23 protein-coding genes are annotated in these 24,330 nt (G+C 64.9%); 11 read left to right on the forward strand and 12 right to left on the reverse strand.

All coding sequences use genetic code 11. The features are described from left to right. Positions 1-5 precede the first annotated feature (5 nt). On the reverse strand, positions 6-875 hold the full coding sequence (locus ABGN05_RS13070) for an ATP-binding protein (protein ID WP_367954491.1): 870 nt from the start codon (positions 873-875) through the stop codon (positions 6-8). A 164-nt stretch (positions 876-1,039) separates the two neighbouring features. Here ABGN05_RS13070 and yajC point away from each other — a divergent pair, with 164 nt between their 5' ends. From yajC to ABGN05_RS13100, 6 genes are all read left to right on the forward strand, one after another. Further along, a complete protein-coding gene (yajC, locus tag ABGN05_RS13075) occupies positions 1,040-1,378 on the forward strand; it encodes a preprotein translocase subunit YajC (RefSeq protein ID WP_367954492.1) in 339 nt (112 codons plus the stop codon). Positions 1,379-1,425: 47 nt separating this feature from the next. Next, positions 1,426-3,987, forward strand: coding sequence for a protein translocase subunit SecDF (secDF, locus tag ABGN05_RS13080; protein ID WP_367954493.1), 2,562 nt, complete (start codon positions 1,426-1,428; stop codon positions 3,985-3,987). A 7-nt stretch (positions 3,988-3,994) separates the two neighbouring features. Continuing rightward, positions 3,995-4,384: an Mth938-like domain-containing protein gene (locus ABGN05_RS13085; protein WP_367954494.1), complete on the forward strand. Its 390-nt coding sequence runs from the start codon at positions 3,995-3,997 to the stop codon at positions 4,382-4,384. Between the two features lies 1 nt (position 4,385). Beyond that, positions 4,386-5,210: a phytoene/squalene synthase family protein gene (locus ABGN05_RS13090; protein WP_367954495.1), complete on the forward strand. Its 825-nt coding sequence runs from the start codon at positions 4,386-4,388 to the stop codon at positions 5,208-5,210. 88 nt (positions 5,211-5,298) lie between these two features. Next, positions 5,299-5,733, forward strand: a complete 435-nt coding sequence (locus ABGN05_RS13095; protein ID WP_367954496.1) for a hypothetical protein — start codon at positions 5,299-5,301, stop codon at positions 5,731-5,733. Continuing rightward, entirely contained in the window at positions 5,733-6,701 is a 969-nt protein-coding gene (locus tag ABGN05_RS13100; RefSeq protein ID WP_367954497.1) for a sterol desaturase family protein, read from the forward strand. The genes ABGN05_RS13095 and ABGN05_RS13100 overlap by 1 nt, the downstream gene beginning before the upstream one ends. Before the next feature lie 76 nt (positions 6,702-6,777). On the opposite strand, the gene ABGN05_RS13105 is transcribed toward ABGN05_RS13100, so the two are convergent. Next, positions 6,778-7,611: a crotonase/enoyl-CoA hydratase family protein gene (locus ABGN05_RS13105; RefSeq protein ID WP_367954498.1), complete on the reverse strand. Its 834-nt coding sequence runs from the start codon at positions 7,609-7,611 to the stop codon at positions 6,778-6,780. Between the two features lie 100 nt (positions 7,612-7,711). Between ABGN05_RS13105 and ABGN05_RS13110 the strand changes: the two genes are divergently transcribed. Then, positions 7,712-9,145, forward strand: coding sequence for an HD-GYP domain-containing protein (locus ABGN05_RS13110; protein ID WP_367954499.1), 1,434 nt, complete (start codon positions 7,712-7,714; stop codon positions 9,143-9,145). Positions 9,146-9,161: 16 nt separating this feature from the next. On the opposite strand, the gene trmFO is transcribed toward ABGN05_RS13110, so the two are convergent. Continuing rightward, complete coding sequence (gene trmFO / locus ABGN05_RS13115) at positions 9,162-10,583, reverse strand: methylenetetrahydrofolate--tRNA-(uracil(54)-C(5))-methyltransferase (FADH(2)-oxidizing) TrmFO (protein ID WP_367954500.1); 1,422 nt, start codon at positions 10,581-10,583, stop codon at positions 9,162-9,164. A 188-nt stretch (positions 10,584-10,771) separates the two neighbouring features. Here trmFO and ABGN05_RS13120 point away from each other — a divergent pair, with 188 nt between their 5' ends. The 3 genes from ABGN05_RS13120 to ABGN05_RS13130 all read left to right on the forward strand — a co-directional run bounded on the left by ABGN05_RS13120 (position 10,772) and on the right by ABGN05_RS13130 (position 14,772). Then, positions 10,772-11,008 (forward strand): hypothetical protein, encoded by a 237-nt coding sequence (locus ABGN05_RS13120; protein WP_367954501.1) that lies wholly within the window; start codon positions 10,772-10,774, stop codon positions 11,006-11,008. A gap of 174 nt (positions 11,009-11,182) precedes the next feature. Then, positions 11,183-12,448 carry a methionine adenosyltransferase gene (gene metK / locus ABGN05_RS13125; protein WP_367954502.1) on the forward strand — a complete coding sequence of 422 codons (1,266 nt, stop codon included), beginning with the start codon at positions 11,183-11,185 and terminating at the stop codon, positions 12,446-12,448. Between the two features lie 203 nt (positions 12,449-12,651). Further along, positions 12,652-14,772, forward strand: coding sequence for a UDP-N-acetylglucosamine 4,6-dehydratase (locus tag ABGN05_RS13130; protein ID WP_367954503.1), 2,121 nt, complete (start codon positions 12,652-12,654; stop codon positions 14,770-14,772). 4 nt (positions 14,773-14,776) lie between these two features. Here the strand turns inward: ABGN05_RS13130 and ABGN05_RS13135 are convergent, their stop codons facing one another. The 4 genes from ABGN05_RS13135 to ABGN05_RS13150 all read right to left on the reverse strand — a co-directional run bounded on the left by ABGN05_RS13135 (position 14,777) and on the right by ABGN05_RS13150 (position 19,758). Then, on the reverse strand, positions 14,777-16,018 hold the full coding sequence (locus ABGN05_RS13135) for an O-antigen ligase family protein (RefSeq protein ID WP_367954504.1): 1,242 nt from the start codon (positions 16,016-16,018) through the stop codon (positions 14,777-14,779). A gap of 78 nt (positions 16,019-16,096) precedes the next feature. Further along, positions 16,097-17,017, reverse strand: coding sequence for an NAD-dependent epimerase/dehydratase family protein (locus tag ABGN05_RS13140; protein WP_367954505.1), 921 nt, complete (start codon positions 17,015-17,017; stop codon positions 16,097-16,099). 45 nt (positions 17,018-17,062) lie between these two features. Beyond that, positions 17,063-18,196 (reverse strand): DegT/DnrJ/EryC1/StrS family aminotransferase, encoded by a 1,134-nt coding sequence (locus tag ABGN05_RS13145; RefSeq protein WP_367954506.1) that lies wholly within the window; start codon positions 18,194-18,196, stop codon positions 17,063-17,065. 215 nt (positions 18,197-18,411) lie between these two features. After that, the gene (locus tag ABGN05_RS13150) at positions 18,412-19,758 is read right to left on the reverse strand and encodes a nucleotide sugar dehydrogenase (protein WP_367954507.1); all 1,347 of its coding nucleotides are present in this window, start codon (positions 19,756-19,758) and stop codon (positions 18,412-18,414) included. A 193-nt stretch (positions 19,759-19,951) separates the two neighbouring features. Here ABGN05_RS13150 and ABGN05_RS13155 point away from each other — a divergent pair, with 193 nt between their 5' ends. Next, on the forward strand, positions 19,952-20,506 hold the full coding sequence (locus tag ABGN05_RS13155) for a sugar transferase (protein WP_367954508.1): 555 nt from the start codon (positions 19,952-19,954) through the stop codon (positions 20,504-20,506). A 40-nt stretch (positions 20,507-20,546) separates the two neighbouring features. Here ABGN05_RS13155 and ABGN05_RS13160 read toward each other — a convergent pair whose 3' ends face one another. The 5 genes from ABGN05_RS13160 to purC form a co-directional block, all read right to left on the reverse strand. Continuing rightward, positions 20,547-21,299: an ABC transporter ATP-binding protein gene (locus ABGN05_RS13160; RefSeq protein WP_367954509.1), complete on the reverse strand. Its 753-nt coding sequence runs from the start codon at positions 21,297-21,299 to the stop codon at positions 20,547-20,549. A gap of 20 nt (positions 21,300-21,319) precedes the next feature. Then, positions 21,320-22,216, reverse strand: a complete 897-nt coding sequence (locus ABGN05_RS13165) for an ABC transporter permease (protein ID WP_367954510.1) — start codon at positions 22,214-22,216, stop codon at positions 21,320-21,322. 23 nt (positions 22,217-22,239) lie between these two features. Further along, entirely contained in the window at positions 22,240-22,908 is a 669-nt protein-coding gene (gene purQ, locus ABGN05_RS13170) for a phosphoribosylformylglycinamidine synthase subunit PurQ (RefSeq protein ID WP_367954511.1), read from the reverse strand. Positions 22,909-23,111: 203 nt separating this feature from the next. Further along, complete coding sequence (purS, locus tag ABGN05_RS13175) at positions 23,112-23,357, reverse strand: phosphoribosylformylglycinamidine synthase subunit PurS (protein ID WP_367954512.1); 246 nt, start codon at positions 23,355-23,357, stop codon at positions 23,112-23,114. Positions 23,358-23,398: 41 nt separating this feature from the next. Beyond that, positions 23,399-24,214 (reverse strand): phosphoribosylaminoimidazolesuccinocarboxamide synthase, encoded by an 816-nt coding sequence (gene purC, locus ABGN05_RS13180; protein ID WP_367954513.1) that lies wholly within the window; start codon positions 24,212-24,214, stop codon positions 23,399-23,401. Positions 24,215-24,330: the final 116 nt, after the last annotated feature.

Genomic DNA, 24,330 nt, shown 5'->3' on the forward strand with positions numbered 1-24,330 from the left:
AGCCGCTAGCTTTCCAGCCTCTGTCCCAGTCGACCGGCAAGATCCTGGACGAACTGCCACGCGACGCGTCCCGAACGGGCGCCGCGCGTGGTCGCCCATTCGAGCGCTTCGGCGCGCACGGTCTCCGGCTCCGCCTCCAGGCCGAAGTGGCGCACGTATCCCGTCACCATCTCCAGGTAGTCGTCCTGGGAGCACTTGTGGAAGCCCAGCCACAAGCCAAAGCGATCCGATAAGGACACCTTCTCCTCGACCGCTTCTCCGGGATTGATCGCTGTCGAACGCTCGTTCTCGATCATGTCGCGCGGCAGCAGGTGCCGGCGATTGGACGTGGCGTAGAAGATCACGTTGCCCGGCCGCCCCTCGACGCCGCCTTCGAGCGCCGCCTTCAGCGACTTGTAGGAGGTGTCGTCGTGATCGAAGGAGAGGTCGTCGCAGAACAGGACGAAGGCGTGCGGCGCCGCCTTGAGCATGCCGAGCAGCGCCGGCAGCGTATCGATGTCCTCGCGGTGGATTTCGACCAGCTTCAGCGTGTTCCCGCCCTCGGCGTTGACCGCCGCGTGCGCGGCCTTGACCAGCGACGACTTGCCCATCCCCCGTGCGCCCCAAAGGAGCACGTTGTTTGCAGGCAGGCCGGCCGCGAAGCGCTCCGTGTTGTCGACGAGGATGTCGCGGACGCGGTCGACGCCCTTGATGAGCGAGATGTCGACGCGGTTGACCTTCGCAATCGGCTCCAGCGTGGCGGTCTCGGCATGCCACACGAAACACTCGGCAGCCGAAAAGTCCGCCGGCCGGGGAGGGGGTGGGGCAAGCCTCTCCACGGCCCGGATCAGGCGGTCGAGCTTTTCACCCAGGTTTTCCATCGTCTCGTTCGCCATTGCGCGGTCTGGTATCCAAGGCCTCGGGGAACGGCGCCTCTAGCACGGAGAGGCCAGCCGCAAAAGCGCCAGCATGTCGGTTGCATTGGCGGTCCGAGCGACTATATTCCGCGCACCTTTCGCCGGGGTGCGTTGCGCCCCGGCTCGTTCCGCAGGAGATATTGATGTTCGTCACACCGGCATATGCGCAATCGGCAGCGGGGGCGCCGGATATGCTGATCAGCATTTTGCCGTTCGTGCTGATCTTCGTCATCATGTATTTTCTGATCATCCGTCCCCAGCGCCAGCAGATGAAGCGGCGCCAGGAGATGCTGGCGGCCGTGCGCCGGGGCGATTCCGTGGTCACCGGCGGCGGTCTGGTCGGCAAGGTCACCAAGGTGATCAACGACAATGAACTCGAGATCGATCTCGGCGGCGGCATGAAGGTCACGGCCCTGCGCTCGACCATCGCCGACGTACGGGTCAAGGGCGAACCGGTCGCCAACCAGAACGCCCAGAAATAAACAAGATGCGGGCGGACGCGTAGCGCCTTCGCCTGACAGGACAGCACATGCTCTATTTCTCGCGCTGGAAGACCATCCTCATTTGGCTGGCGGTGCTGTTAGGCGTCGTCTTCTCCGCGCCCAACCTCGTTTCGCAATCGACACTCGCCAACCTGCCGGACTGGCTTCCCAAGCGCCAGATGACACTGGGTCTCGACCTCCAGGGCGGATCGCACATCCTCTTGCAGATCGAGCGCCAGGACCTCATCGACGAGCGACTGGAAACCACGCGCGACGATATCCGGCGCCTGCTGCGCGACGAGCGCATCGGCTATACGGGGTTGTCGGGCACTGGCCGTACGGTGCAGGTGCGTGTCCGCGAGCAGGCTGACATCGAAAAGGCGAAGGAAGCGCTCTCGTCCCTGACCGATCCGATTTCGGCGGGCCTCTTTGCCGGCGGTACCGTGTCGGAACTGGAACTGTCCGAGCCCGAGCCGGGCTTGCTGCGCTACACGCTCACCGACCAGGGCATCACCTACCGGCTGAATTCGGCGCTGTCGCAGTCGATCGAGGTGGTGGGCCGCCGCGTCAACGAACTCGGCACGACCGAGCCGGTGATCCAGCGTCAGGGCGACGACCGCATCCTCGTGCAGGTTCCCGGGCTGCAGGACCCGCAGCGCCTGAAGGACATTCTCGGACAGACGGCGAAGCTGACCTTCCAGATGGTCGACAGCACCGTGCCCGTGCAGGAAGCGATCGAAGGTCGCCCGCCCGCCGGCTCGACCGTGATGTATTCCACCGACGATCCGCCGGTACCCTACCTGATCGAGAACCGCGTCATCGTTTCGGGCGAGAACCTCGTCGACGCGCAGGCCTCGTTCGACCAGCGCACCAACGAGCCGGTGGTTTCCTTCCGCTTCGACACCAAGGGCGCCTCGCGCTTCGGCCAGGCGACCCAGCAGAACGTCGGACGCCTGTTCGCCATCATCCTCGACGACCAGGTGATCTCGGCGCCGCAGATCCGCGAACCCATCCTGGGCGGTACCGGTCAGATTTCTGGCAATTTCGACGTCCAGAGTGCCAACGATCTCGCCGTACTGCTGCGGGCGGGCGCGCTGCCGGCAAACCTGACCATCATCGAGGAACGCACCGTCGGCCCCGGCCTCGGCCAGGATTCGATCGATGCCGGCAAGCTGGCAGGGATGATCGGCGCGGTGCTCGTTGTCATCTTCATGTTCGCCGCCTACGGCTTCCTTGGCCTCATCGCCAACCTCGCGCTCATCGCCAACGTCGGCATGATCGTCGCGATCTTGTCCGTCCTGGGAGCCACGCTGACGCTGCCCGGCATCGCCGGCATCGTGCTCACCATGGGCATGGCGGTCGATTCGAACGTCCTGATCTACGAGCGCATCCGCGAGGAACGGCGAAACGGACGGTCGCTTATCCAGGCGATCGACGCCGGCTTCTCCCGCGCCCTGGCCACCATCGTGGATGCCAACCTGACGACGCTGATCGCGGCGGTGGTGCTTTTCTATCTCGGTAGCGGCCCCGTGAAGGGTTTCGCCGTGACGCTGGCCATCGGCATCGTGACGACGGTCTTCACCGCCTTCACCTTTACTCGCTGGATGGTCGCCACGTGGGTCCGCCGTGCGAGGCCGAAGGAACTGCCGCGTTCCTTCGTCACGCTCATCAGGCCCGGAACGAAGATCCCGTTCATGGGCATGCGCCGCTGGATGTTCGGCCTGTCCTCGGTCCTCTCGATTGGCGCGGTCGTGCTGTTCATGACGGTCGGCATGAACTACGGCATCGATTTCAAGGGCGGTTCACTGATCGAGGTGCAGTCCCGCGAGGGACCCGCCGACGTCGGCGAAATTCGCGGGAGGCTCTCCGAACTCAACCTGGGCGAGGTGCAGGTCCAGCAGTTCGGACCCGATACCGACGTGCTGATCCGCGTACAGGCGCAGGATGGCGGCGAGAACGCCCAGCAGAGCGCCGTCGCCAAGGTTCAGGCGGAACTGGGCGACGATTTCGACATGCGCCGCGTCGAGACCGTGGGCCCGACCGTTTCCAGCGAACTGGCCACGCAGGGCACGATCGGCGTGCTCGTCGCGCTTGCCCTGATCCTCGTCTACGTCTGGTTCCGGTTCGAGTGGCAGTTCGCCGTGGGCGCCATCGTCGCCACCGTGCACGACATCGTCATCACGATCGGCTTCTTCGTGGTCAGCGGGATCGAGTTCAACCAGTCCTCGATCGCGGCGATCCTGACCATCGTCGGCTATTCGCTCAACGATACGGTGGTCGTCTACGACCGCGTGCGCGAGGAACTGCGGCGATACAAGAAGATGCCGCTGCCGCAACTGCTGAACCTCGCGATCAACGAGACGCTGTCGCGTACGACGATGACGTCGCTGACGACGATACTGGCGCTGCTCGCGCTGTTCCTGTTCGGCGGCGAGGTGATACGCTCGTTCACGGCGGCGATGCTGTTTGGCGTGATCTTCGGTACCTACTCGTCGATCTTCATCGCGGCGCCGCTCCTGATCCTGTTCAAGCTGCGTCCCGGCGCGCTTTCGCAGGAGACGGACGACAAGGCGTCAGGAACGATGCCGACGCAGGCCTCGAAGGCCTGACCACGGGATGACCGGCGGCATGATCATCCGCGATGCCCATTTTCCGGGCCGCGCCCCGATCGACGCCTATGGCAATGGCGGGTTTCGCTTCGCCGGCATGTCGCACCGCGGATCGATCCTCTGCCTGCCGTCCGGCATCCATGGCTGGGAGCCTGCCGATCCGGAGAACCTCGGCGAGGAGGATTTTGCCAGGGTGATCGCGGAAGCCGCCGAGGTCGAGGTCCTGCTGGTCGGCATGGGCCGCGACCTCCGCCGTCTGCCGGCAGCACTGCGGCAGGCCCTGCGGGACGCCGGCCTCTCGTCGGATCCGATGTCGACGGGGTCGGCGGTGCGCACCTACAACGTGCTGCTGGCCGAGGACAGGGCAGTGGCGGCCGCGCTCGTCGCTGTCGAATGACATGGAATCCGATGCCGGCCACGTGACGGAGATCGTCCGCAAGGGCGACCCGGACCGGTACCTGTCGGTGCTCTACGCGCCCGAAGACAAGCGGACGGCCCTTCTCGCGCTCTATGCGTTCAACGTCGAGGTTTCGCGGGTGCGCGACGCCATAAGCGAGCCGCTGCCGGGGGAAATTCGGCTGCAATGGTGGCGGGACATGGTCGCCGCTCCGACCGAAACGGTCACGGGCAACCCCGTCGCCGACGGCCTGCGGCGCGCGATAGACGAATACGAGCTCCCGCGCGCCGCCTTCGACAACATGCTCGAAGCGCGCATCTTCGATCTCTACAACGATCCGATGCCCGATCGCACGAGCCTCGAAGGCTACTGCGGTGAGACCGCGGGTGCGCTGATCCAGCTTGCCTCTCTTCTGCTCGAACCGGAAGCCGCAGTCGCTCATGCCTCGTTGGCGGGCCACGCAGGCTGCGCACAGGCGATCGCCGGCATGCTGCGCCTTCTGCCGCTGCACCGGGCCCGGGGCCAGTGCTACGTGCCGGCCGACATCCTCGCTGCCGCCGGCACCGATCGCGAGGCGCTGCTCGGCGCAGGCGAGGGCGCCGAGCGGGCGGTGGCGGCAATGATCGCGCTCGGGCGGGAGCATCTCGGGCAGTTCGAAGCAGGCGCTGGAGGCATGCCTCCATCGTTGCGGCCCGCCTATCTGCCGGCCGCGCTTGCCGGCGCGCAACTCGACCGCGTCGCGGTTGCGCCGCTGGAGGGCGGCAAGCCGGTCCCGGTCGCGCGCAAGCACTGGATCATGCTGCGTCGCGCGGCCCGCGGCTGGTGACGACGTCGGGCTTTGAGGTCGACGTCAAGGATGATAATTCTGGGTGTCGCCGGTCCGCAGAGGCTGGCGGCGGGAGGAAGACCAAGGCATGAGCCTGCCCGTACTCGTCGTGATGGTGGTGGTCGGTATCGCCGCGATCGTGCTCTCCGTGCATCTCACCGGCGGGACGCGCAATGCCGTCCTGCCCGACGCGGAAGCCGCGCGGCAGAGATTCGCAACGGATTTCCCCGGCGAGAAGACGGGCGCGGTGGTGCTTTCAAGCGACCGCGGGACCGCTTTCCTGGAACTCTCCGGCGACCGCACTGGGATCGTGCAGGCCTTCGGCGGGCATTTCCTCACGCGCATCGTCACGCCCGCGGACATCCTGCGGGTGGAACCGGCCGGCTCGGCGGCGCTCCACCTGACGCTGAACGACTACACCTGGCGCGGGGGGCGGTTCGAATTCGCCGATCAGGGCGAAACCTGGCGGCTTGCCGGCCGGCTTGCTCCTAAGGACAGCCAGGAAGCGAGAAGGAGCGCCTGATGGACGGATACGATTTTCCAAAGGTCACCGAACTGGCGATCCCGTTCTTCGTCGGAGCGATCCTGCTCGAACTGTGGCTGGTGCGCACCGGCCGCGCCAAGGGCGATTTCGAAACCCGCGACACGCTGACCAGCCTGATGATGGGCACCGGCAACGTGGTCGCAGGCATCCTGCTCGGCTTCGTCGCCTACACCGCGCTGCTCTGGGTCTGGCAGTTTCGCCTCTTCGACCTCGGGCTGCACTGGTGGGTCTTCGTCGTCGCATTCCCGCTCGATGACCTGCGCTACTACTGGTACCACCGCATCGCGCACCGGGTGCGCTGGGTCTGGGCCGAGCACGTCAACCACCATTCGAGCCAACACTACAATCTCTCGACCGCGCTGAGGCAATCCTGGACAGGCACCTTCACGGGCATGTTCGTCCTGCAGGCGCCGATCGTGCTTTTGGGCTTCCACCCGGCTGTGATTGCCTTCGTCTTCGGCTTCAACCTCGTCTGGCAGTTCTGGATCCACACCGAGGCGGTAGGCAGGTTGCCCGGCTGGTTCGAGGCGGTCTTCAACACCCCGTCGCACCACCGCGTGCACCACGCCACGAACCCGCGCTACCTCGACGCCAACTATGCCGGCACGCTGATCGTGTGGGACCGCCTGTTCGGCACCTTCGTGCCCGAACTGGACGAGGACCGGCCGCGCTACGGCATCGTCAAGAACCTCGGCACCTTCAATCCGGTCAAGGTCGCGTTCCACGAATGGTGGGGGATGCTGAAGGACGCATTCTCGCCGGGGCTGACCCTGAAGCAGCGCCTCGGCTACCTCTTCCTGCCCCCAGGATGGAGCCACGACGGCTCGCGCCAGACCTCGGAAAGCATCAAGGCAGACTATGTGCGCAGAAATCCGGCGGAGGCGGGGAGGCCGGGATTGCCGGGCGAGCCGGCGCGGACGAATGGTGTGGTTCAGGCGGCGGAGTAGAGGTCGGCGCGCGATACCGCCGGTGTCAATCCTCCTCCACGCGGCGTTGAAACGTCTCGTCGTAAGCGCCGTTTCGTCACCCCTTCGGCAATAGGTCCGGAAACGCCGCGTCCCGCTTCGCCATCTTCGCCTGCACCGCCGCCATCAGGTCGCCGGGCCGCAGCATGCCGGCGTTCCAGGCGGCGATGTAGTCGAGGCCGTCCGCGACCGAATGATCGCGCGCGTAGGCGAGGTTCCGTTTGATGCCGGCGATGGCCAGTGGTGACTTCGCCGCAATGGAGCGCGCGAGATCGAAGGCCGCCGCGACCGTCGCCTCCCGGTCCGCGTGGACGGCGGACACGAGGCCGAAGCCTTTCGCCTCGTCCGCCGAGAAGCGCCGCCCGGTATAGGCGAGTTCGGCCGCGACTGCCGGTGCGATCAGCTTCGGCAGCCGCTGCAGCGTGCCGACGTCGGCCGCCATGCCGATGTGGATCTCCTCGATCGCGAAGAAGGCGTCGGAAGACGCGATCCGCATGTCGCAGGCCGTGATCAGGTCGACGCCGGCCCCGATGCAGGCGCCATGAATGGCCGCGATGACCGGAAAGCGGGCGCGCTCGATGGCGTTGAACGCGTCCTGCAGGTTCAGGATCACGTCGCGCATGGCATAGGCGGCGCGTCCCGGTTCGTTGTCGTAGAGCCTGGCGATATCGGCGAAGGCCGAAAGGTCCATTCCACCGGTGAAATTGCGGCCTTCGCCCGATATGATGGCGCAACGAACGGTCTCGTCTCTTCCGAGGGCATCCAGGTGTCGCGGCAGGCCGCTCCAGAAGTCGGGCGACATGGCGTTCGAGCGGTCGGGGCGGTCCATGATCAGGTGCACGACGGCGCTGTCACGCTCGACGCGGAAAAACTCGTTGCTCTGCTCAGGCATCTCGCATCCTCACGCTTCGACGGTTCTGGCTTGGTCCAGCCGCTTCCGCAAGGCCACGGCGCTTGCGAGTTGTTAATGATCGATCGGCTACGAATGGCACATGATCTCGCCGTTTGCCACGGTCTCCCTCCAGCCGAACCCTCCTGCCGCGCAGCATTCGCGCGCCAATGCATTGAGCCTCGCCGAGCTTCTTGGTGCGCTCAGCCACGCGCTTGATCTCACGGAAGGTCAGCCGGTCGGCCATTGCAAGCGCGCCTGCTGGATCGGCACCCAGATCGGCATCGAGATGGCGCTCGACGACGCGGCGCTGTCGGATCTCTATTTCACCGTGCTGTTGAAGGATCTCGGTTGCTCCAGCAACGCCGCGCGCATCTGCGAGCTCTATCTGGCCGACGACATTTCGTTCAAGCGCGACTTCAAGACGATCGACGGCAGCCTCGCCGCGGCCTTGCGGTTCGTCTTCGACAAAACCGGCTTCGAGTCCGGCTTCGCAGAGCGTGTGCGCGCCATCCTCAACATCCTGCGCAACGGCGGCCAGATCGCCCGCGAACTGATCGAGACCCGCTGCCACCGGGGCGCCGACATCGCCGCCAAGATGCGGTTTTCGGAAACGGTGCAGGAAGGCATCCGCTGGCTCGACGAACACTGGGACGGGTCGGGCAAGCCGGAGGGGAGGGCGGGCGCCGTCATTCCGCTCGCCTCACGCATCGCGCTTGTCTCCCAGGTGGCCGATATCTTCCATTCCGATGGCGGGCGCATGGCGGCCCGCGCCGAAGTCCTGGCCCGGCGGAACACTTGGTTCGATCCCGCCGTCGTCGATGCATTCGCCGCCGCCGAGCAGCGTCCAGGCTTCTGGGAGGCGCTCGAGGACGGGAACTTCGAAGACCATCTCTTCGCCTTGCCGCCGGCACGCGCGAGCGCCGTCGTCACGGAAGACTATGTCGAGGACATCGCGGCGGCCTTCGCCGACGTCATCGACGCCAAGAGCCCCTTCACCGCCGGCCACAGCCACCGCGTCACGCTCTTCACCGACATGATCGCGGAGGAGATGGGATTGGACGCGGCGCACCGGCGCTGGTTGCGACGCGCTGCGCTGCTGCACGACATCGGCAAGCTTGCCGTCTCGAACCAGATCCTCGACAAGCCGGGAAAGCCCGCCGAGGCGGAGTGGCGTTCGATCCGCAGCCATCCCGCCCACAGCGCGGAAATCCTGCACAAGGTGGCAATCTTCCGCGACTTCGCCGACATCGCGGGCGCCCATCACGAGCGTCTGGACGGAAAAGGCTATCCGTACGGGCTGAAGGGCGACGAGATCGTGCCGGAGGTTCGCATGCTGACCGTCGCCGACGTATTCGATGCCCTGACGGCGGACCGTCCCTATCGTGCGGCGATGACGGTGGAGGAAGCCTTCGCCATTCTCGATCGCGACACCGGTGCAGCCTTCGACGGAGAATGCGTTGCGGCCCTGAAGTGTGCCGTCGGCCGGCTTGCCGCGTCGGACGATATGGACGCACCTGCCCTGCAATGGGCCTGACAGGCGCAGACGCGGGCTATTCCGCCGCCTGGCTCATTTCCAGTCCGAGCCACGTCCTGCAGTCGGCGAGCGCCCGGGCCGTCGTGGCGCGCTTCTTGGCGGATGCCTTGTCCTTGCCGCGGAAGCGGCCCTCGAAACCTTGCGGCTTCAGGCTCGTCCCCGGCTCCAGCGGCGGGAACAAGCCGAAATTTACGTTCATCGGCTGGAAGGACCGCTTGCCCGGCTCGTCGTCCGAAACGATATGGCCGCCGGTGATGTGGTTGAGCAGCGCCCCGAAGGCCGTCGTTGCAGGTGGCGGCGATGGAGACCGCCCCAGGCGCTCCGCCGCGGCGAAACGGCCCGCAAGAAGGCCGATCGCGGCAGATTCGACATAACCCTCGCAGCCGGTGATCTGTCCGGCGAAACGCAGCCCCGGCCGCGACTTCAGCTGCAGCGAGCCGTCGAGCAGAACCGGCGAGTTGATGTAGGTGTTGCGGTGCAGGCCGCCGAGCCGCGCGAATTCGGCATTCTCCAGTCCGGGGATCAACCGGAAGATGCGCACCTGCTCGCCGTGCTTCAGCTTGGTCTGGAAACCGACCATGTTGAACAGCGTGCCGAGCGCGTTGTCCTGCCGGAGCTGGACCACGGCATAGGGCTTTACGGCCGGATCATGCGCGTTGGTCAGCCCCATCGGCTTCATCGGGCCGTGGCGCAGCGTCTCCACGCCGCGCTCCGCCATCACCTCGATCGGCAGGCAGCCGTCGAAATAGGGCGTGCCTTCCCACTCCTTGAACTCGGTCTTGCCGCCGTCGATCAACGCCTGGACGAAGGCGAGATAGCGGTCCTTGTCCATCGGGCAGTTGATGTAGTCCTTTCCCGTGCCGCCTGGACCCACCTTGTCGTAGCGCGACTGGAACCAGGCGGTGTCCATGTCGATCGTCTCGAAATGCACGATCGGCGCAATGGCGTCGAAGAAGGCCAGCGCGTCGGCGCCCGTCTCGGCGCGGATCGCATCGGCCAGCGACGGGGCGGTCAGCGGGCCCGTCGCGATGATGGCCTGATCCCAGTCGGCGGGCGGCAGGTCGGATATCTCCTCGCGCACGATCGTGACGAGGGGATGCGCTTCCAGTCTGGCGGTCACCGCGGCAGAGAAGCCATCGCGATCCACCGCGAGCGCACCGCCGGCCGGAACCTGGTGCGCATCGCCCGACGCCATGATCAGCGAGTTCGCGAGCCTCATCTCGGCATGCAGGAGACCGACGGCGTTGTTCTCGGCATCGTCGGAGCGGAAGGAATTGGAGCAGACGAGTTCGGCCAGCCCGTCCGTCTTGTGCGCCTCCGTGCCGCGCACGCCGCGCATTTCGTGGAGCACGACCGGAACGCCCGCCGAGGCGATCTGCCAGGTGGCCTCCGAGCCGGCGAGCCCGCCGCCGACGACATGGATGGGGGCTGTTTTCATAATCAAGCAGATAGTCCCGGCCAGAGGCGAATGCAATTGCGACATGAGGGTGACAGGGTCCCCTCCCGGTTGCAGGCGGTGAGCTGCCGCGCCGACGACAATCTCCTGCGAGGGGAACTTTCATACCATGACGAAGGCTGCGCCAAAGAGGTCGGCACCATTACTTCTTGCACGTATTCCCTCAGGATATGCTTGGCTTCGTCGATGATATCGAGGGCAACGGAAAAACTGCATATCCGATAGATCACTTGTCGAAATATCCCGCGAAACACTGCGATCACACGAGGTTTTTCAAAGTAGGCTTGGCTGGGGAGAACGTTCGTGCCGCCTGTAGTTTCGGGACGCGTTTGTCGATCGCGTGCGATGCTTTCGGGCGCCGCAAGCTCGTCGATCTCGTCAAGGCGCTGGGCGACGAGGAGGCCTGATCCGCTCCGGGGGGTGGGTTTTTCCGGGCCGGGGTGCGTCCGGCCGCTCTTCACGGAACCTGATGTCGTGGCTGCGTGGGGCCTGCGCGCTTGACGCATGGCGGCGGGCTCCGCTAACAGACGCGCGCGCGAAGCGGCATCGGGCCGTTTCGCGCTTTTCTCGAGGGGACACCCGTGGCGCGCCAGAACTACCTCTTCACCAGCGAATCCGTTTCCGAAGGCCACCCCGACAAGGTCTGCGACCGCATCTCGGACGAGATCGTGGATCTGGTCTACCGCGAGGCGAAGAAGGCCGGCATGGACCCCTGGGACGTGCGGGTCGCCTGCGAGACGCTGGCCACCACCAACCGGGTGGTGATCGCCGGCGAGGTGCGCGTGCCGAAGTCGCTGCTCAAGCAGGACAAGGACGGCAAGGTGCTCGAGGACGCCAAGGAATTCCCGATCATCAACCCGTCGAAGTTCAAGTCGGCGGCGCGCAAGGCGATCCGCGCCATCGGCTACGAGCAGGACGGCTTCCACTGGAAGAAGGCGCGCATCGACGTTCTGCTGCACGGCCAGTCGGCCGACATCGCGCAAGGGGTCGACAACGCGTCGGACCGGCAGGGCGAGGAGGGGGCGGGCGACCAGGGCATCATGTTCGGCTATGCCTGCCGCGAGACGCCGGACCTGATGCCGGCGCCGATCTACTACAGCCACAAGATCCTGGAGCTTCTGGCCGCCGCCCGCCACAAGGGCGAGGGCGAGGCGGCCCGGCTGGGGCCCGACGCCAAGAGCCAGGTGACGGTGCGCTACGTCGACGGCAAGCCGGCGGAGGTGACGCAGATCGTGCTGTCGACGCAGCACCTGGACGCGAGCTGGGATTCGAAGAAGGTGCGCCAGGTGGTCGAGCCCTATATCCGCGAGGCGCTGGGCGACCTGCCGATCGCCAAGGACTGCAACTGGTACGTCAACCCGACCGGCAAGTTCGTCATCGGCGGGCCTGACGGCGACGCCGGCCTGACGGGCCGCAAGATCATCGTCGACACCTATGGCGGGGCTGCCCCGCACGGCGGCGGGGCGTTTTCGGGCAAGGACACGACCAAGGTCGACCGCTCGGCGGCCTACGCGGCGCGCTATCTGGCCAAGAACGTGGTGGCGGCAAAACTCGCCGAGCGCTGCACCATCCAGCTCTCCTACGCCATCGGCGTGGCCCAGCCGCTGTCGATCTATGTCGACCTGCACGACACGGGCACGGTGGAGGAGGCGGCGGTGGAAGAGGCGCTGCGCAAGGTGATGGACCTGTCGCCGTCCGGCATCCGCCGCCATCTCGACCTGAACCGCCCGATCTACGCCCGCACCGCCGCCTACGGCCATTTCGGCCGCAAGCCCGGCCGCGACGGCGCCTTCTCCTGGGAAAAGACCGACCTCGTCAAGGCCATCAAGGACGCCGTCGCCGGCTGAGGAACGACGGCCGCGTCGTGTTGGAAAGAGCCGGCTGACGAAAGCATCGTTTCGGGCCGCGGCGTTGGTCGTCTCGTGGGTGGGGGAGCCTAGCGGCAGGCGGCGAAACGCTCTATAAGGCTCTTTTGGGGCTGCTGCACCTTCGGAGAGTGGGACAGCGCATGCATCGTATTCTCGCGCACATTCGCGCGATACAGCCTAGCGTGAGAAGACTGATCATCGTCGCGATGGATGTCGCGATGGTTCTGGCGGCGGTACCGCTCAGCCTGGCGCTGTCGGGTTCGAACCTTTCGATCGATCCCTATTCCGGATCCGCGCTGATGGCGTGGCTGTCGGTCGGCGTGTTCGGCCATCTCCTGTTTCGCTACAGCGGTCTCTATCGCATGATGTGGCGGTTCGCCTCGACCCCCGACTTCTTCGGAATTTTCCGGAACTGTCTCATCCTCACGATCTCGCTCTATCTCACGGCGATCTCGATCAGGATGTTCTACCCGATCGCGGGACTGAACGAACGGCAGTTCATCGTCTTCTTCATGATGTCGTTCGTCTTCATCTCTTCGCCGCGTCTCATGTACCGCTACTTGCGCGAAGGGTCCGGCTGGAGCATGGGCGAGCTGGGGTTCCGGAAGCGGCCGAGCACTCGGGCGCTCTTCTTCGGGCGCCTCAACGATGCGGACATGATCATCAACTACGGGCGCAGCGCCGCGGACGATGCCATCGACATCATCGGGATCATCTCGCCCGAGGAAACCGACGTCATGGGCAGCCGGGTCCAAAACGTGCCTGTCGTCGGACGCAAGGAACAGGCCCGGCATGTTCTCTATGAATACCTGAAGGACAGCGAGAAGATCGCCATGATCATCTTCGGGCAACATGCCGACAAGGAGTTCGCGGAGTTTCCCGAACTGGTTCGAATCGCCCGGCAGCACGGCGTCGATGTCGATCAGTTTTCGGGCGTGTTGCAGTCTCGCCGGGCCGGCAAGCTTGTCCTGGAGCGGGTGGAGATGGAAACCATCCTCCGAAGGACGACGGTCACGCCGGACGAGCAGATGCTCGCGAGCATCCTGCGCGACAAGAGGATACTCGTGACGGGTGGCGCCGGATCCATCGGCCGGACCCTGGTCAAGAGGGCGCTCGACATGCAGGCGCAGGCCGTCCTCGTGGCCGACATCTCCGAGTTCAACATCTTCCAGCTCCAGTCCGATCTCGCCCGCATCCATGAAGAGCGGCTGATCGCCCGTCTGGTGGACATCTGCGACAGGCAGGCATTTGCGCGCGTGGTGAAGGATTTCCGCCCGGACGTGATCTTCCACGCCGCGGCGCTTAAGCATGTGCCGATCCTCGAGGAAAACTGGATATCCGCCGTCGGTACGAACGTGTTCGGAACTCGAAATTGTGTGGAAGTGGCGGCCGAGTGCAAGGTCCCGCATTTCGTCCTCATATCGAGCGACAAGGCCGCAGATCCGTCGTCGGTGCTCGGCTTCACCAAGCGGGTCGCCGAACAGATCGTCAATTCCATGCACTACATGCAGACCATGAGGACCGCAGCGTTCGGTCGCGCGACGAATTTCATCGGCGTCAGGTTCGGCAACGTGTTCGGCAGCGATGGCTCCGTGTCGACCATCTTCCAGCGCCAGATCGATGCCGGTGGCCCAGTCACGATCACCGATCCGGCCATGACGCGCTATCTCATGACGATCGGGGAAGCGGTCGATCTCGTCATCCTGTCCGCGGCCGATTCTGCCCAGCGCAGACCCGAGGACGGACCCGGCATATACATGCTCGACATGGGCGAGCCCGTCTCGATCATGGCGGTGGCCGACATCATGATCCGCCTAGCCGGCAAGGAACCCAACCGCGACATCCCCATCGTGGTGACCGGACGCCGACCGGGCGAGAAGGTCCATGAAATCCTGAGCGCGCCCGGCGAGGATATCGCCGACATCGGCGTCCCGAGCGTCTTCGGTCTGAGGACCGGCGTGTTCGATTGGAAAGAGATAGCGGCGGCGCTGGAGCGGCTGTCGAATGCCGTCGAGAGAGACGACAAGGATGACGCAATGGCGATCATGAAGGCGCTCTACAAGCCCGCGATCAGCCATCGTGCCGAAGGCGGTCCCGCCGAAGTTCCGCAGAACGGTGCGGGTTCGGACACGGCCGCCCATTCGGCCGAATACAAGAACGGCAAGCCTGCGTTCGAACCCCTCGCGGGGAAGAGCGTGGTCGCAAAGGAGGCGAGGGGGGATCGCCCCGTCCAGGGCCTTCCGAAGGTGGTCCATTTCCCGGCCCGCCTTCCTCCCTCCGAACTCGAGGCGGCGAAATCCTGAGCCGTCAGGTTTCGCGGGCGCCGATCTCGGGAGAGATCGAACCCGCTTCGGATCCGGCCGGCCGATCCTCGCCGCATGCCAGGAAAGCCGCCACGATCGTTCCGTAGACGAAGAGCGCGTCGAGGATGTCGTGTCCGAACATGATCCCGACCGTTCCGCTGACGAGGTAGCTCGTCGAAAGCAGGAGCGAGAGTGCGAAGCCGAATTTCCGCAGGTCGCCGCCGGGTCTTCGCGCGAGCACGATGACGGGAACCACCAGGATGCCAAGCACTGCGACCACTCCGAATATCCCTGACATCACCCAGGCGTTCATCACGAAATTGTGGAAGTGCGTGTATCCACCGATCAACTCGTCGGCCGCGTCGGGTCCATGTCCCAGAAGCGGGCGTTCGAGGATGAGCCGGTAGCCGGTTTCCCAGACGCGCAGCCTCGTGCCGAGGGAATTGTCGAGATCCCCCTCGGCAAAAACCCGATCGTAGTCGGAAAGGAAGTTGTCGATCCTGGCTTCCGCCAGAGGATACGCCAGCACACCTATGACCAGGGCGAGTGCTCCGGCGATCGCCGCGCGCCGCGGTGAAAAGAGCCGCCGCATTTCCGCAGGATAGAGGAAAGCCAGCACGACCGGCGCGATGAGGATGATCGGCCACAGCGACCGCGTCCCGGACATCAGGATCGACCCCGCCGCCAGGACGGCCGCTACGAGACTGGCCAGTCCCACCGTTCCGCCGTTCCTGAGGGCGACGATGATGCAGCCTCCATAGATCACCGTGTTCACCAGCGCGAACGGACCTTGGTTGCCGGCCAGCCCCTCCGCCCTGACCGCTCCCATCCAGAAGACCTCGACTGCGGCGTAGATGAAGCCGGCGAAAGCGCCGATGACGAAGCCCGCCTCCAGAGCGGTCGCGATCGCCGCTCTCCTTGAAATCTCCAGCCTGGCGTAGATCAGCGGAAAGGCCAGGAACGGGACGTTCTGCACCAGCGGCCAGAGCGATTTCAGGTGGCTGTAGTGGATTAGGCTGGAGAAGGCCTCCACCAGGTAGAAGAAGGCGAACGCCATGGTGATCGCCCGCACGTCGCGGTCCTTCGTGAACGACAGGCGCCCGCGCATGGCGTGATACAGATTGGCATAGACCGCGCCGCCGACCAGGATGCTTATTCCGCTGCCGATGACACCACCGCCACCCATCACGGCGGCGGTGAACAGCTTGTTGTTCCGGTCGAGGGCTGGCGGCAGCGAAGGATTCATGAGGTGCTCAAACCGGTTCTTGTTGTCTGCCGGCTGTCTCGGCCGGCAGGAATGGACCAGATGCCGGTCCGGATCAGTTCATTTAGCGGGCAAGCCGCGCCGTGCATATCGGCTAATTCGCTCCGCGGTGTCGGCGACCGGTTGCCACCCGGTGGTAGCAAGCCGGGAAGGATCCACGAGAAGGGGCTCGCTTAGCCTCCGCCAGAGACCTTCCTGCCCGCTCGCCCTGGCGATCAGGCGCAGCAGGGACGGTGAAACGCTGAAGACGCCAGGCCCGCGCCCGAGCCCCTTGCGAACCGCGGCGACGATCTCCGGCACCGTCAGCGGATTCAGGTCCGCGACCATGTAGACGCCCGGCGGGGCGAGGGGAGACCGGAGCACGTGCCGCGCTGCCTCGGCGAGGCTCTCCACGTCCACGAGAGAGCGTCGCGTGGTCAGACCCGATAAGGGCAGCGGCAGGGGGAGGGACGCCAACCGGGTGAGAACGCGGAAGCTGCCGCGAGACCCCGGACCGTAGACCGGCGCCGGTCGCAGGATGAAACACCGGTCCGCCGGCCCGAGCGCCGCCTGGACGCGCTTCTCGCCTTCGAGCTTCGATCGTCCGTAATCGTCCAATGGGGCTTCGGCGGACGATTCCGAGATCGATTCGCCGGAGGCCCCGTCGGAGACGGCGCGCACGGAGGAGAGCAGGACGAAACGGCCCGGCAGCACGTCTGCGGCCGCGCGGGCGAGCCGTCCGGGAAGCGCCACGTTGGGCTCGTGGCAGAGTTCATAGGCAAGGGCCCTGTTCTCTCCCGCGCAGTGAACGACGTGCGTGACACCGGCGAGCAGCGGCTTCCATCCGCTCGTGCCGCTGTCCGGGTCAGGAAGCCTGGCCGTTTCGGCATACTCCGCGCCGAGTTTCGCAGGCTCCCGGGAAACCGCCCGGATCCCGTAGCCGCAGGCCATGAGGGTTCGTCCGACGACGCCGCCGATGAACCCGCTCGCTCCAGTCAGCAACACCATCTCCGGCATGGCAGGCTCACCATCTCATGCTGACGGAACTCAGGGGGTCAGGCTCTCGTTCCCGGCGAATTCCCGCACGGCCCGGACGATCCGGTCGACAGATTCGGGCTCAAGGTAAGGGTGCATGGGAAGGCACAATATCCGCTGCGGCACGGCCTCGCTCACCGGCAGGCCGTCGGGCGCGGTCGGGAAATGCCGGTAGGCCTCCTGCGCATGCAACGGCTTGGGATAGTAGATGACGCTCGGAATGCCCCTTTCGGCGAGATGTGCCTTCAGGGCATCCCTGCGCCGGGTCTCGATGGCGAACTGCGCCCATGCCGAGCGTGTCCCCTCCGTCAGGTCGGGCACTCGGACCACGCCGGCAAGGCCATCGACATAATTCTTCGCGACGGTCTGGCGCGCGTCCATTTCTTCCTCGAGAATCTCGAGCTTCTCGATCAGGACGGCCGCCTGGATCGTGTCGAGCCGGGAGTTCAAGCCGACGCGTACGTTGTCGTACTGGGTCTTGCCCTTGCCGTGGAACGCCAGCGACCGAAGCACCTCGGCCAGTGCGTCGTCGTTCGTGAACATCGCCCCTCCGTCGCCGTAGCAGCCGAGAGGTTTCGCCGGATAGAAACTCGTGCCGGCAACATTCCCGTACGAACCGCATTTGCGCGAGCCGACGGTCCCGCCGATCGATTGCGCCGCGTCCTCAATGACCATGAGGCCTTCACGAGCGGCGATCGCCTCGATCGCCGCGTAGTCGGCCGCCCGGCCGAACAGGTCGACGGGTATGATCGCCCGGGGCCGGAGCCGGCCATGCTCCTTGATGAACCGGATCGCCGCTTCCAGGCTGTCGATCGAGATGTTGTAGTCGCTCGGGTTCACGTCGACGAAAACCGGTTCGGCGCCGGCTAGCGCCACCACTTCGGCGGTCGCGGCGAAAGTGAAGGAGGGAACGAAGACGGCGTCCCCCGCGCCGATGCCGGCCGCCATCAGCGGTATCAGCAGCGCGTCGGTGCCGTTGGCGCAGCCTATCGCATGCTTTGTCCCAATGTATTGCGCCATCCGCGCTTCGAATTCGGCGACTTCGGGACCGAAGATGTAGGCGCCGCTTTCGACAACCCGGTTGATCGCGCGGGGCAGTCTTTCCCCAAGGCGCTTCCGTTGGGCGGCGAGATCGATGAACTGCAAGAAGCACCTCCAGGGGTTTGGAAGGTAGGTCGACCCGCGGAAAACGAGAGACGGGTGGCCCATGTGTACACGTAGCGGCTGGAATGCGCACGGATGCGCTGCCGGTGAAGCACTCCGCGCGCGAGGGTCCCTCCTATTTCGCGGCCGTCGCGATGGCAAGCGCTCGATGCACCGGCAGTCCCTTCGCTTCCATGTGCCGCCTTCCTTAGGAATGCTCAGGCCTTGAAGGTGGATGGCGTCGCAAACCCGCGTTTATCGATTGCGTTCCTCGTGTCGACGACCAGTCGTGCATGGGCGGACAGCAGCGCGTAGTCGATGTCATCGTGATCCGTCGCGATCAGGATCGCGTCGAACCGTTCGATTTCAAGCGGCGTCAATCCGGTGGACACCCGGCCCGCCATTTCGGGGAACCTGCGCATGGTCGGAACGGTCTCCACCAGGGGATCGTGGAATTCGACGCTCGCGCCCCTCTGTTCAAGCAGCCGGATGATCTCGAAGGATGCGCTCTCCCGCACGTCGGACACGTTCTTCTTGTACGCGATGCCGACGACAAGGATGCGCGAGGAACCGAGCGATTTCTTCTGCATGCGGTCGAGCAGCCGTTCCAGCTTCGCGACCACGTAGGACGGCATCGACGTGTTGATTTCGCCCGCCAGTTCGATGAAGCGCGTCCGAAGGCCGTATTCCTGCGATTTCCACGTCAGGTAGAACGGGTCGATCGGGATGCAATGTCCTCCCAGTCCCGGTCCGGGATAGAACGGCATGTAGCCGAACGGCTTCGTCGAGGCGGCATCGATCACCTCCCAGATGTCGATACCCATCGCGTCGTAGATGACCTTCAGTTCGTTGACGAGCGCGATGTTCACCGCCCGGAATATGTTCTCGGTGATCTTCACCGCTTCCGCGACGCGCGGAGCCGAGACCGCGACCACCTCGTTGAAGACCGCCTCGTAGAAGGTGGCGACGAGTTTCGACGCCGCCTCGCCGTCCCCCGACGTCACCTTGGGAATGACGGTGGTGGTGTATCTCTTGTTCCCCGGATCCTCTCGCTCGGGGGAAAACCCCAGAAAGAAGTCTTTCCCGCTGAGCAGCCCGGATTGCTCCAGGATCGGCCGGACGATCTCTTCGGTCGTACCGGGGTAGGTGGTGGATTCGAGCACCACGATCTGATCCGCCTTCAGGAAGCGCGCGATGGTACGTGCGGTGTTCTCCACGTACTGGAGATCGGGCTCACGATGCACGCCGAGCGGCGTCGGCACGCAGATGACGATGATGTCGCAAGAGGAGAGTTCCTCAAAGGCGGTCGTCGCGCGGAACGACCCCTCGGCGACGAGCCGCTCCAGTTCCCGCGGCTCGACGGCATCGATGTAGGATCGTCCCGCGCCGATCGCGTCTATCTTCGTTTTGTCGATGTCGAACCCGACCGTGGGAAAACGCGCGCGGGCGCAGGCGGCCGCGAGCGGCAGTCCGACATAGCCGAGCCCGATGATCCCGACCGTCGCGCCGCGAGACGATATTTTCGACGCAAGATCGTGCTGCGTCCCGATTGCTGGATGATCCATTCGTGTCTCACACGTGGCGGCATGGCCTCCCGGTCGGGCGGCGCATGCTTGTAGCGCAGCCGCGGCCCGGCGTTAAGCCGCGATCGGGCCGGCGTCATGCTCCATCGCTTTTCGCGATTGGCCGCCTTCGACAAAAGACGGTAGAGACGAAGATCGTGCACTATCATGGCGCGGACCGTGAGCCGGATCATACATGCTGAAGCGACTGTTCGACGCCTGCTGCGCTGCCATAGGGCTCGTCTTTGCCGGTCCCGTGATTGTCTGTCTGGCGCTCGCCATTCGCCGCGAGAGCGATGGCCCCGGCATCTTCGTCCAGGAGAGGGTCGGGCGAAATGGCAGGATTTTTCGCTGCTACAAGCTCAGAAGCATGTATGGCGGCGTGCCGAGCGTGCCGACCCATCAGGCGCTGGCTTCCCAGGTCACGCCGATCGGGCGCAGGCTCAGACGCTGGAAGCTCGACGAACTGCCGCAATTGTGGAACGTGCTGCGCGGCGACATGAGCCTGGTCGGGCCGCGCCCGTGTCTACCGACCCAGGCCGAACTCATCGAGGAGCGTCTCAAGCGCGGGGTCCTGTCGGTCCGCCCCGGAATCACCGGCCTCTCCCAGATCAACGGTATCGACATGTCGGATCCGGCGAGGCTTGCCGAAAAGGATGCTCAGTATGTGCGCGACCGCTCGCTCCTTCTCGATCTGCGGATATTGTTCCTAACGTTCTTCGGTAGAACCGGAACCGGGGTCAGGATCTAGGAAAGTCGCATCGAAGCGGAGTTCAGCGACCGCATGGAGCCTAGGCGGCTTCCAGTACCTCTTCGGCCGGGCCGAAGGCGACGAGCCTGCCGTGCTCGAGCCTAAGCGCCTTGTTGCATGTCTTTTTCAGTAGCGCATGATTGTGGCTTGCCAGGACGATGATGCCGGCCTTTTCGGCGAGGTCGTTCATGCGCTTACGCGCCTTCTCCTGGAAGGAGGCGTCGCCCGCGCCGATCCATTCGTCCATCAGCAGGATTTCCGGTTCGAGGCTCGTCGCCACCGCGAAGGCGAGGCGGGCGGCCATGCCCTGGCTGTAGGTCTTGAAGGGCATGTCGATGAACTCTTCCAGCTCGCTGAAGGCGATGATCTCGTCCATCTTGGCTTTGATCAGTTCGGGTTCCCACCCGTTGAGCAGGCCGCGCAGGTAGACGTTCCTGCGCCCTGTCGCCTCGCGGCGAAAGCCGAGATTGATGTTGAACAGGGCATCGACGCGGCCCTGGATGGACAGCGTTCCGCTCGTCGGCGGGTAGATGCCGTAGAGCACCTTGAGCAGCGTCGTCTTGCCCGAGCCATTGGCGCCGACGAGCCCGAGCCTGTCGCCGGCTTCGACAGACAGGGTGATGTCGTTCAGCGCCTCGACGTAGCGGCGCGTGGACTTGCGGTCGACACGGCCGCCGACGCTCGTCGGCAGGGCTCCGGATGCCGCTCTCGGCCCCTGCCGCAGGCTCTCCAGCGACAGCTTGCGGGTGATCGGGTAGCGGAGACCGAGGTTTTCGATGCGGATCGAGACCATCGTTGACTTGGGTCCAATCGCTAGATCATGAACACGATGCGGCGCCGGTAGTAGCCGAGCGCCAGGATGGCCGCGATCCACAGCCCTCCCGACATCAGCCCCACCATGGCCCACGAATGCAGCGCAATCGTATCGAAGATGATCGGGGTGCGCACGATGTCGAGATAGTAGGTGAAGGGATTCCACTGGTAGAGCAGCGCCCGCAGGCCGGATTCGCTCGGCTTGGACCAGAAGATCGGTGTGACGAAGAAGCCGACGCGAATGATGTTTCCCATGAAGAACTGGATGTCGGGAAAGATTACGCCAAGGATGCCGAGCAGGATGATGACGGCCGGCGCCGTGAGGACGAGCACCAGAATTCCGCCGAGTGAGGTCAGCCACAGCGTCGTCGGTATGGCACCGGTCCACAGGAGCACGATCGCGGCACCGGCGACCATGTAGCCGCCGCGGATGACGGAGCGCATTGTCTGGCGCAGGACATAGATGGAGAGCGGCAACACCGTTCCCTTGATGAAGCCCTCTTCGCGGGTGAATATCCCGCAGCCTTCCACGAGGATCTCCGAGATATAGAGCCAGACCAGCAGGCCACTGGCGATATAGGCTGGATAGTTCGGAACGTCGGCGAAACGCCCCATCACCACGATGAGAATGCCGAGGAACAGCAGGTAGTTGATCAGAAGCCAGAGCGGCCCGAGGGTGGTACGCCGGAAACCCTCGCCGATGTCCTCCGAGGCAAGCGCCACCCAGACGCGGCGACGCTTCAGCGCGGCGACGATGTCGGCGAAGGCCTCGGAAACGAGGCCCTGCCTTGGCGGACGCTTCGGAAGCGGGGGACGCGTGATCGCGACCTCGTCCCGCCCGGCATCGGCGGCGCCCGCGCCGGAGGCGCTCGATGTTTCGTCTGGAATCCGCATCATTCCTCTGCCGCCGTCTGGATCGATCACGCGGCGATACCGAGCGCGCTTTCGAACATCCCGCGACCGTCCACACCGCCATGGGCGGCTTCGATCAGGTTTTCGGGATGCGGCATGAGGCCAAGCACGTTGCCGCGCGCGTCGATGATGCCGGCGATGTCGTTGATGGAACCGTTCGGATTGGTGCCTTCGGCATAGCGGAAGACCACCTGGCCTTGGCCTTCGATCCGGGCGAGCGTCTCGGCATCGGCGAAATAATTGCCGTCGTGATGCGCGACCGGGCAGCGGATGACCTGGCCGGGTCGGTAGGCGCGGGTGAAGGGCGTGTTGGCGTTCGCCACCTCGAGCTTGACCTCACGGCAGACAAACTTCAGCGACGTGTTGCGCATCAGCGCGCCCGGAAGCAGGCCGGCCTCCAGCAGGATCTGGAAGCCGTTGCAGACGCCCATTACCATCACGCCCTGCCGGGCCTTCTCGGCCACGGCCCGCATGACCGGCATGCGTGCGGCGATCGCCCCGCAGCGCAGGTAGTCGCCATAGGAGAACCCGCCGGGGATGACGATCAGGTCGACGTCCGGGATTTCGGTGTCGGTCTGCCACACGGTGACGGGCGGCGATCCGGAGACCTTGGTCAGCGCCGCAATCATGTCGCGGTCGCGGTTGAGGCCGGGAAGGAGGACGACGGCTGATTTCATGTGCTGGGTTCGAATGGTCTCTGGGGTTCGGCCAGTTCGCGTAGATCGAGACGCCGTTCGATGCGGTCGAACCGCTGTTCGTGGGGGACAAGGACGCCGTAGATGTTGTCAGTCTGGATCGAAATCATGGGGCCGCGCATGGCATTCTGCCCGGGACTTCGTCCACCAACTTGTTTGTAACGTCCGCCACGGAAGCCTCCGCGTCATGAACCGAGTGCGATACTATAGTTCTCGATCACCGTGTTCGCCAGAAGCTTGTCGCACATGGCCTTGAGGTCCGCCTCGGCCTTGGCGGGGTCGGAGCCTTCAAGTTCGACGTCGAAGACCTTTCCCTGCCGCACATGGCCGACGCCCTCGAAGCCAAGGGCGCCGAGCGCGCCTTCGATCGCCTTGCCCTGTGGGTCGAGCACGCCGTTCTTCAGCGTGACGGTGATTCGCGCCTTGATCACGGCCCCGGATCCTTATCCTGGCGGATTTCCAATGCCGCGGATCAGTGCGGCTTGCCCCGGCCCTTGCCGTTGCCGTTGCTGGCCCCGGCGCCGGACGAGACGAGAACCGGCCCGCTCGGGCGCGGCGGCTCGTTCTCGTTCATGATGCCGAGACGCCGCGCGACTTCCTGATAGGCCTCGACGAGGCCGCCCATGTCGCGGCGGAACCTGTCCTTATCGAGCTTCTCGTTGGTTGCGACGTCCCACAGGCGGCAGGAGTCCGGCGAGATCTCGTCGGCGACCACGATGCGCATCATGTCGCCTTCGAAGAGCCGGCCGCATTCCATCTTGAAGTCGACGAGCTGGATGCCAACCCCGAGGAAGAGACCGGAGAGGAAGTCGTTGACGCGGATGGCGAGCGCCATAACGTCGTCGATCTCCTGCGGGGATGCCCATCCGAAGGCGGTAATGTGCTCTTCCGACACCATCGGGTCGTCGAGGGCGTCGGCCTTGTAGTAGAATTCGATTATCGAGCGCGGCAGTACGGTTCCTTCCTCGATGCCGAGCCGCTTCGAAAGCGATCCCGCCGCGATATTGCGCACGACGATCTCGAGCGGAATGATCTCGACTTCCTTGATCAGCTGCTCGCGCATGTTGAGCCGGCGGATGAAGTGCGTCGGAATGCCCATGCGGTTCAGATGCGTGAAGATGTGCTCGGAAATGCGGTTGTTGAGCACGCCCTTCCCGTCGACCACTTCATGCTTCTTCTTGTTGAAGGCGGTCGCGTCGTCCTTGAAGAACTGGACGAGCGTTCCCGGCTCCGGGCCCTCATAGAGTATCTTGGCCTTGCCTTCGTATATGCGGCGGCGACGGTTCATGTGGTTTGCTCTGGTCCTTCTGGTGGAACGGGGACCGGTCGTGGGGCGGGGAATTCGCCAATACGGTATCTTGAAGCCGGTCTCTAGCGCACTTGCGCCTGCTTCTCAATGCGCAA

The sequence above is a fragment of the Aquibium pacificum genome (genome assembly GCF_040839445.1).
Lineage (GTDB): Bacteria > Pseudomonadota > Alphaproteobacteria > Rhizobiales > Rhizobiaceae > Aquibium > Aquibium pacificus.

What these genes read in the sequence shown, in the direction of transcription:
- ABGN05_RS13070 (WP_367954491.1), bottom strand. Translation starts at nt 875, where the DNA reads ATGGCGAACGAGACGATGGAAAACCTGGGTGAAAAGCTCGACCGCCTG.
- yajC (WP_367954492.1), top strand. Translation starts at nt 1,040, where the DNA reads ATGTTCGTCACACCGGCATATGCGCAATCGGCAGCGGGGGCGCCGGAT.
- secDF (WP_367954493.1), top strand. Translation starts at nt 1,426, where the DNA reads ATGCTCTATTTCTCGCGCTGGAAGACCATCCTCATTTGGCTGGCGGTG.
- ABGN05_RS13085 (WP_367954494.1), top strand. Translation starts at nt 3,995, where the DNA reads ATGACCGGCGGCATGATCATCCGCGATGCCCATTTTCCGGGCCGCGCC.
- ABGN05_RS13090 (WP_367954495.1), top strand. Translation starts at nt 4,386, where the DNA reads ATGGAATCCGATGCCGGCCACGTGACGGAGATCGTCCGCAAGGGCGAC.
- ABGN05_RS13095 (WP_367954496.1), top strand. Translation starts at nt 5,299, where the DNA reads ATGAGCCTGCCCGTACTCGTCGTGATGGTGGTGGTCGGTATCGCCGCG.
- ABGN05_RS13100 (WP_367954497.1), top strand. Translation starts at nt 5,733, where the DNA reads ATGGACGGATACGATTTTCCAAAGGTCACCGAACTGGCGATCCCGTTC.
- ABGN05_RS13105 (WP_367954498.1), bottom strand. Translation starts at nt 7,611, where the DNA reads ATGCCTGAGCAGAGCAACGAGTTTTTCCGCGTCGAGCGTGACAGCGCC.
- ABGN05_RS13110 (WP_367954499.1), top strand. Translation starts at nt 7,712, where the DNA reads ATGATCTCGCCGTTTGCCACGGTCTCCCTCCAGCCGAACCCTCCTGCC.
- trmFO (WP_367954500.1), bottom strand. Translation starts at nt 10,583, where the DNA reads ATGAAAACAGCCCCCATCCATGTCGTCGGCGGCGGGCTCGCCGGCTCG.
- ABGN05_RS13120 (WP_367954501.1), top strand. Translation starts at nt 10,772, where the DNA reads ATGCTTGGCTTCGTCGATGATATCGAGGGCAACGGAAAAACTGCATAT.
- ABGN05_RS13135 (WP_367954504.1), bottom strand. Translation starts at nt 16,018, where the DNA reads ATGAATCCTTCGCTGCCGCCAGCCCTCGACCGGAACAACAAGCTGTTC.
- ABGN05_RS13150 (WP_367954507.1), bottom strand. Translation starts at nt 19,758, where the DNA reads ATGGATCATCCAGCAATCGGGACGCAGCACGATCTTGCGTCGAAAATA.
- ABGN05_RS13155 (WP_367954508.1), top strand. Translation starts at nt 19,952, where the DNA reads ATGCTGAAGCGACTGTTCGACGCCTGCTGCGCTGCCATAGGGCTCGTC.
- ABGN05_RS13160 (WP_367954509.1), bottom strand. Translation starts at nt 21,299, where the DNA reads ATGGTCTCGATCCGCATCGAAAACCTCGGTCTCCGCTACCCGATCACC.
- ABGN05_RS13165 (WP_367954510.1), bottom strand. Translation starts at nt 22,216, where the DNA reads ATGATGCGGATTCCAGACGAAACATCGAGCGCCTCCGGCGCGGGCGCC.
- purQ (WP_367954511.1), bottom strand. Translation starts at nt 22,908, where the DNA reads ATGAAATCAGCCGTCGTCCTCCTTCCCGGCCTCAACCGCGACCGCGAC.
- purC (WP_367954513.1), bottom strand. Translation starts at nt 24,214, where the DNA reads ATGAACCGTCGCCGCCGCATATACGAAGGCAAGGCCAAGATACTCTAT.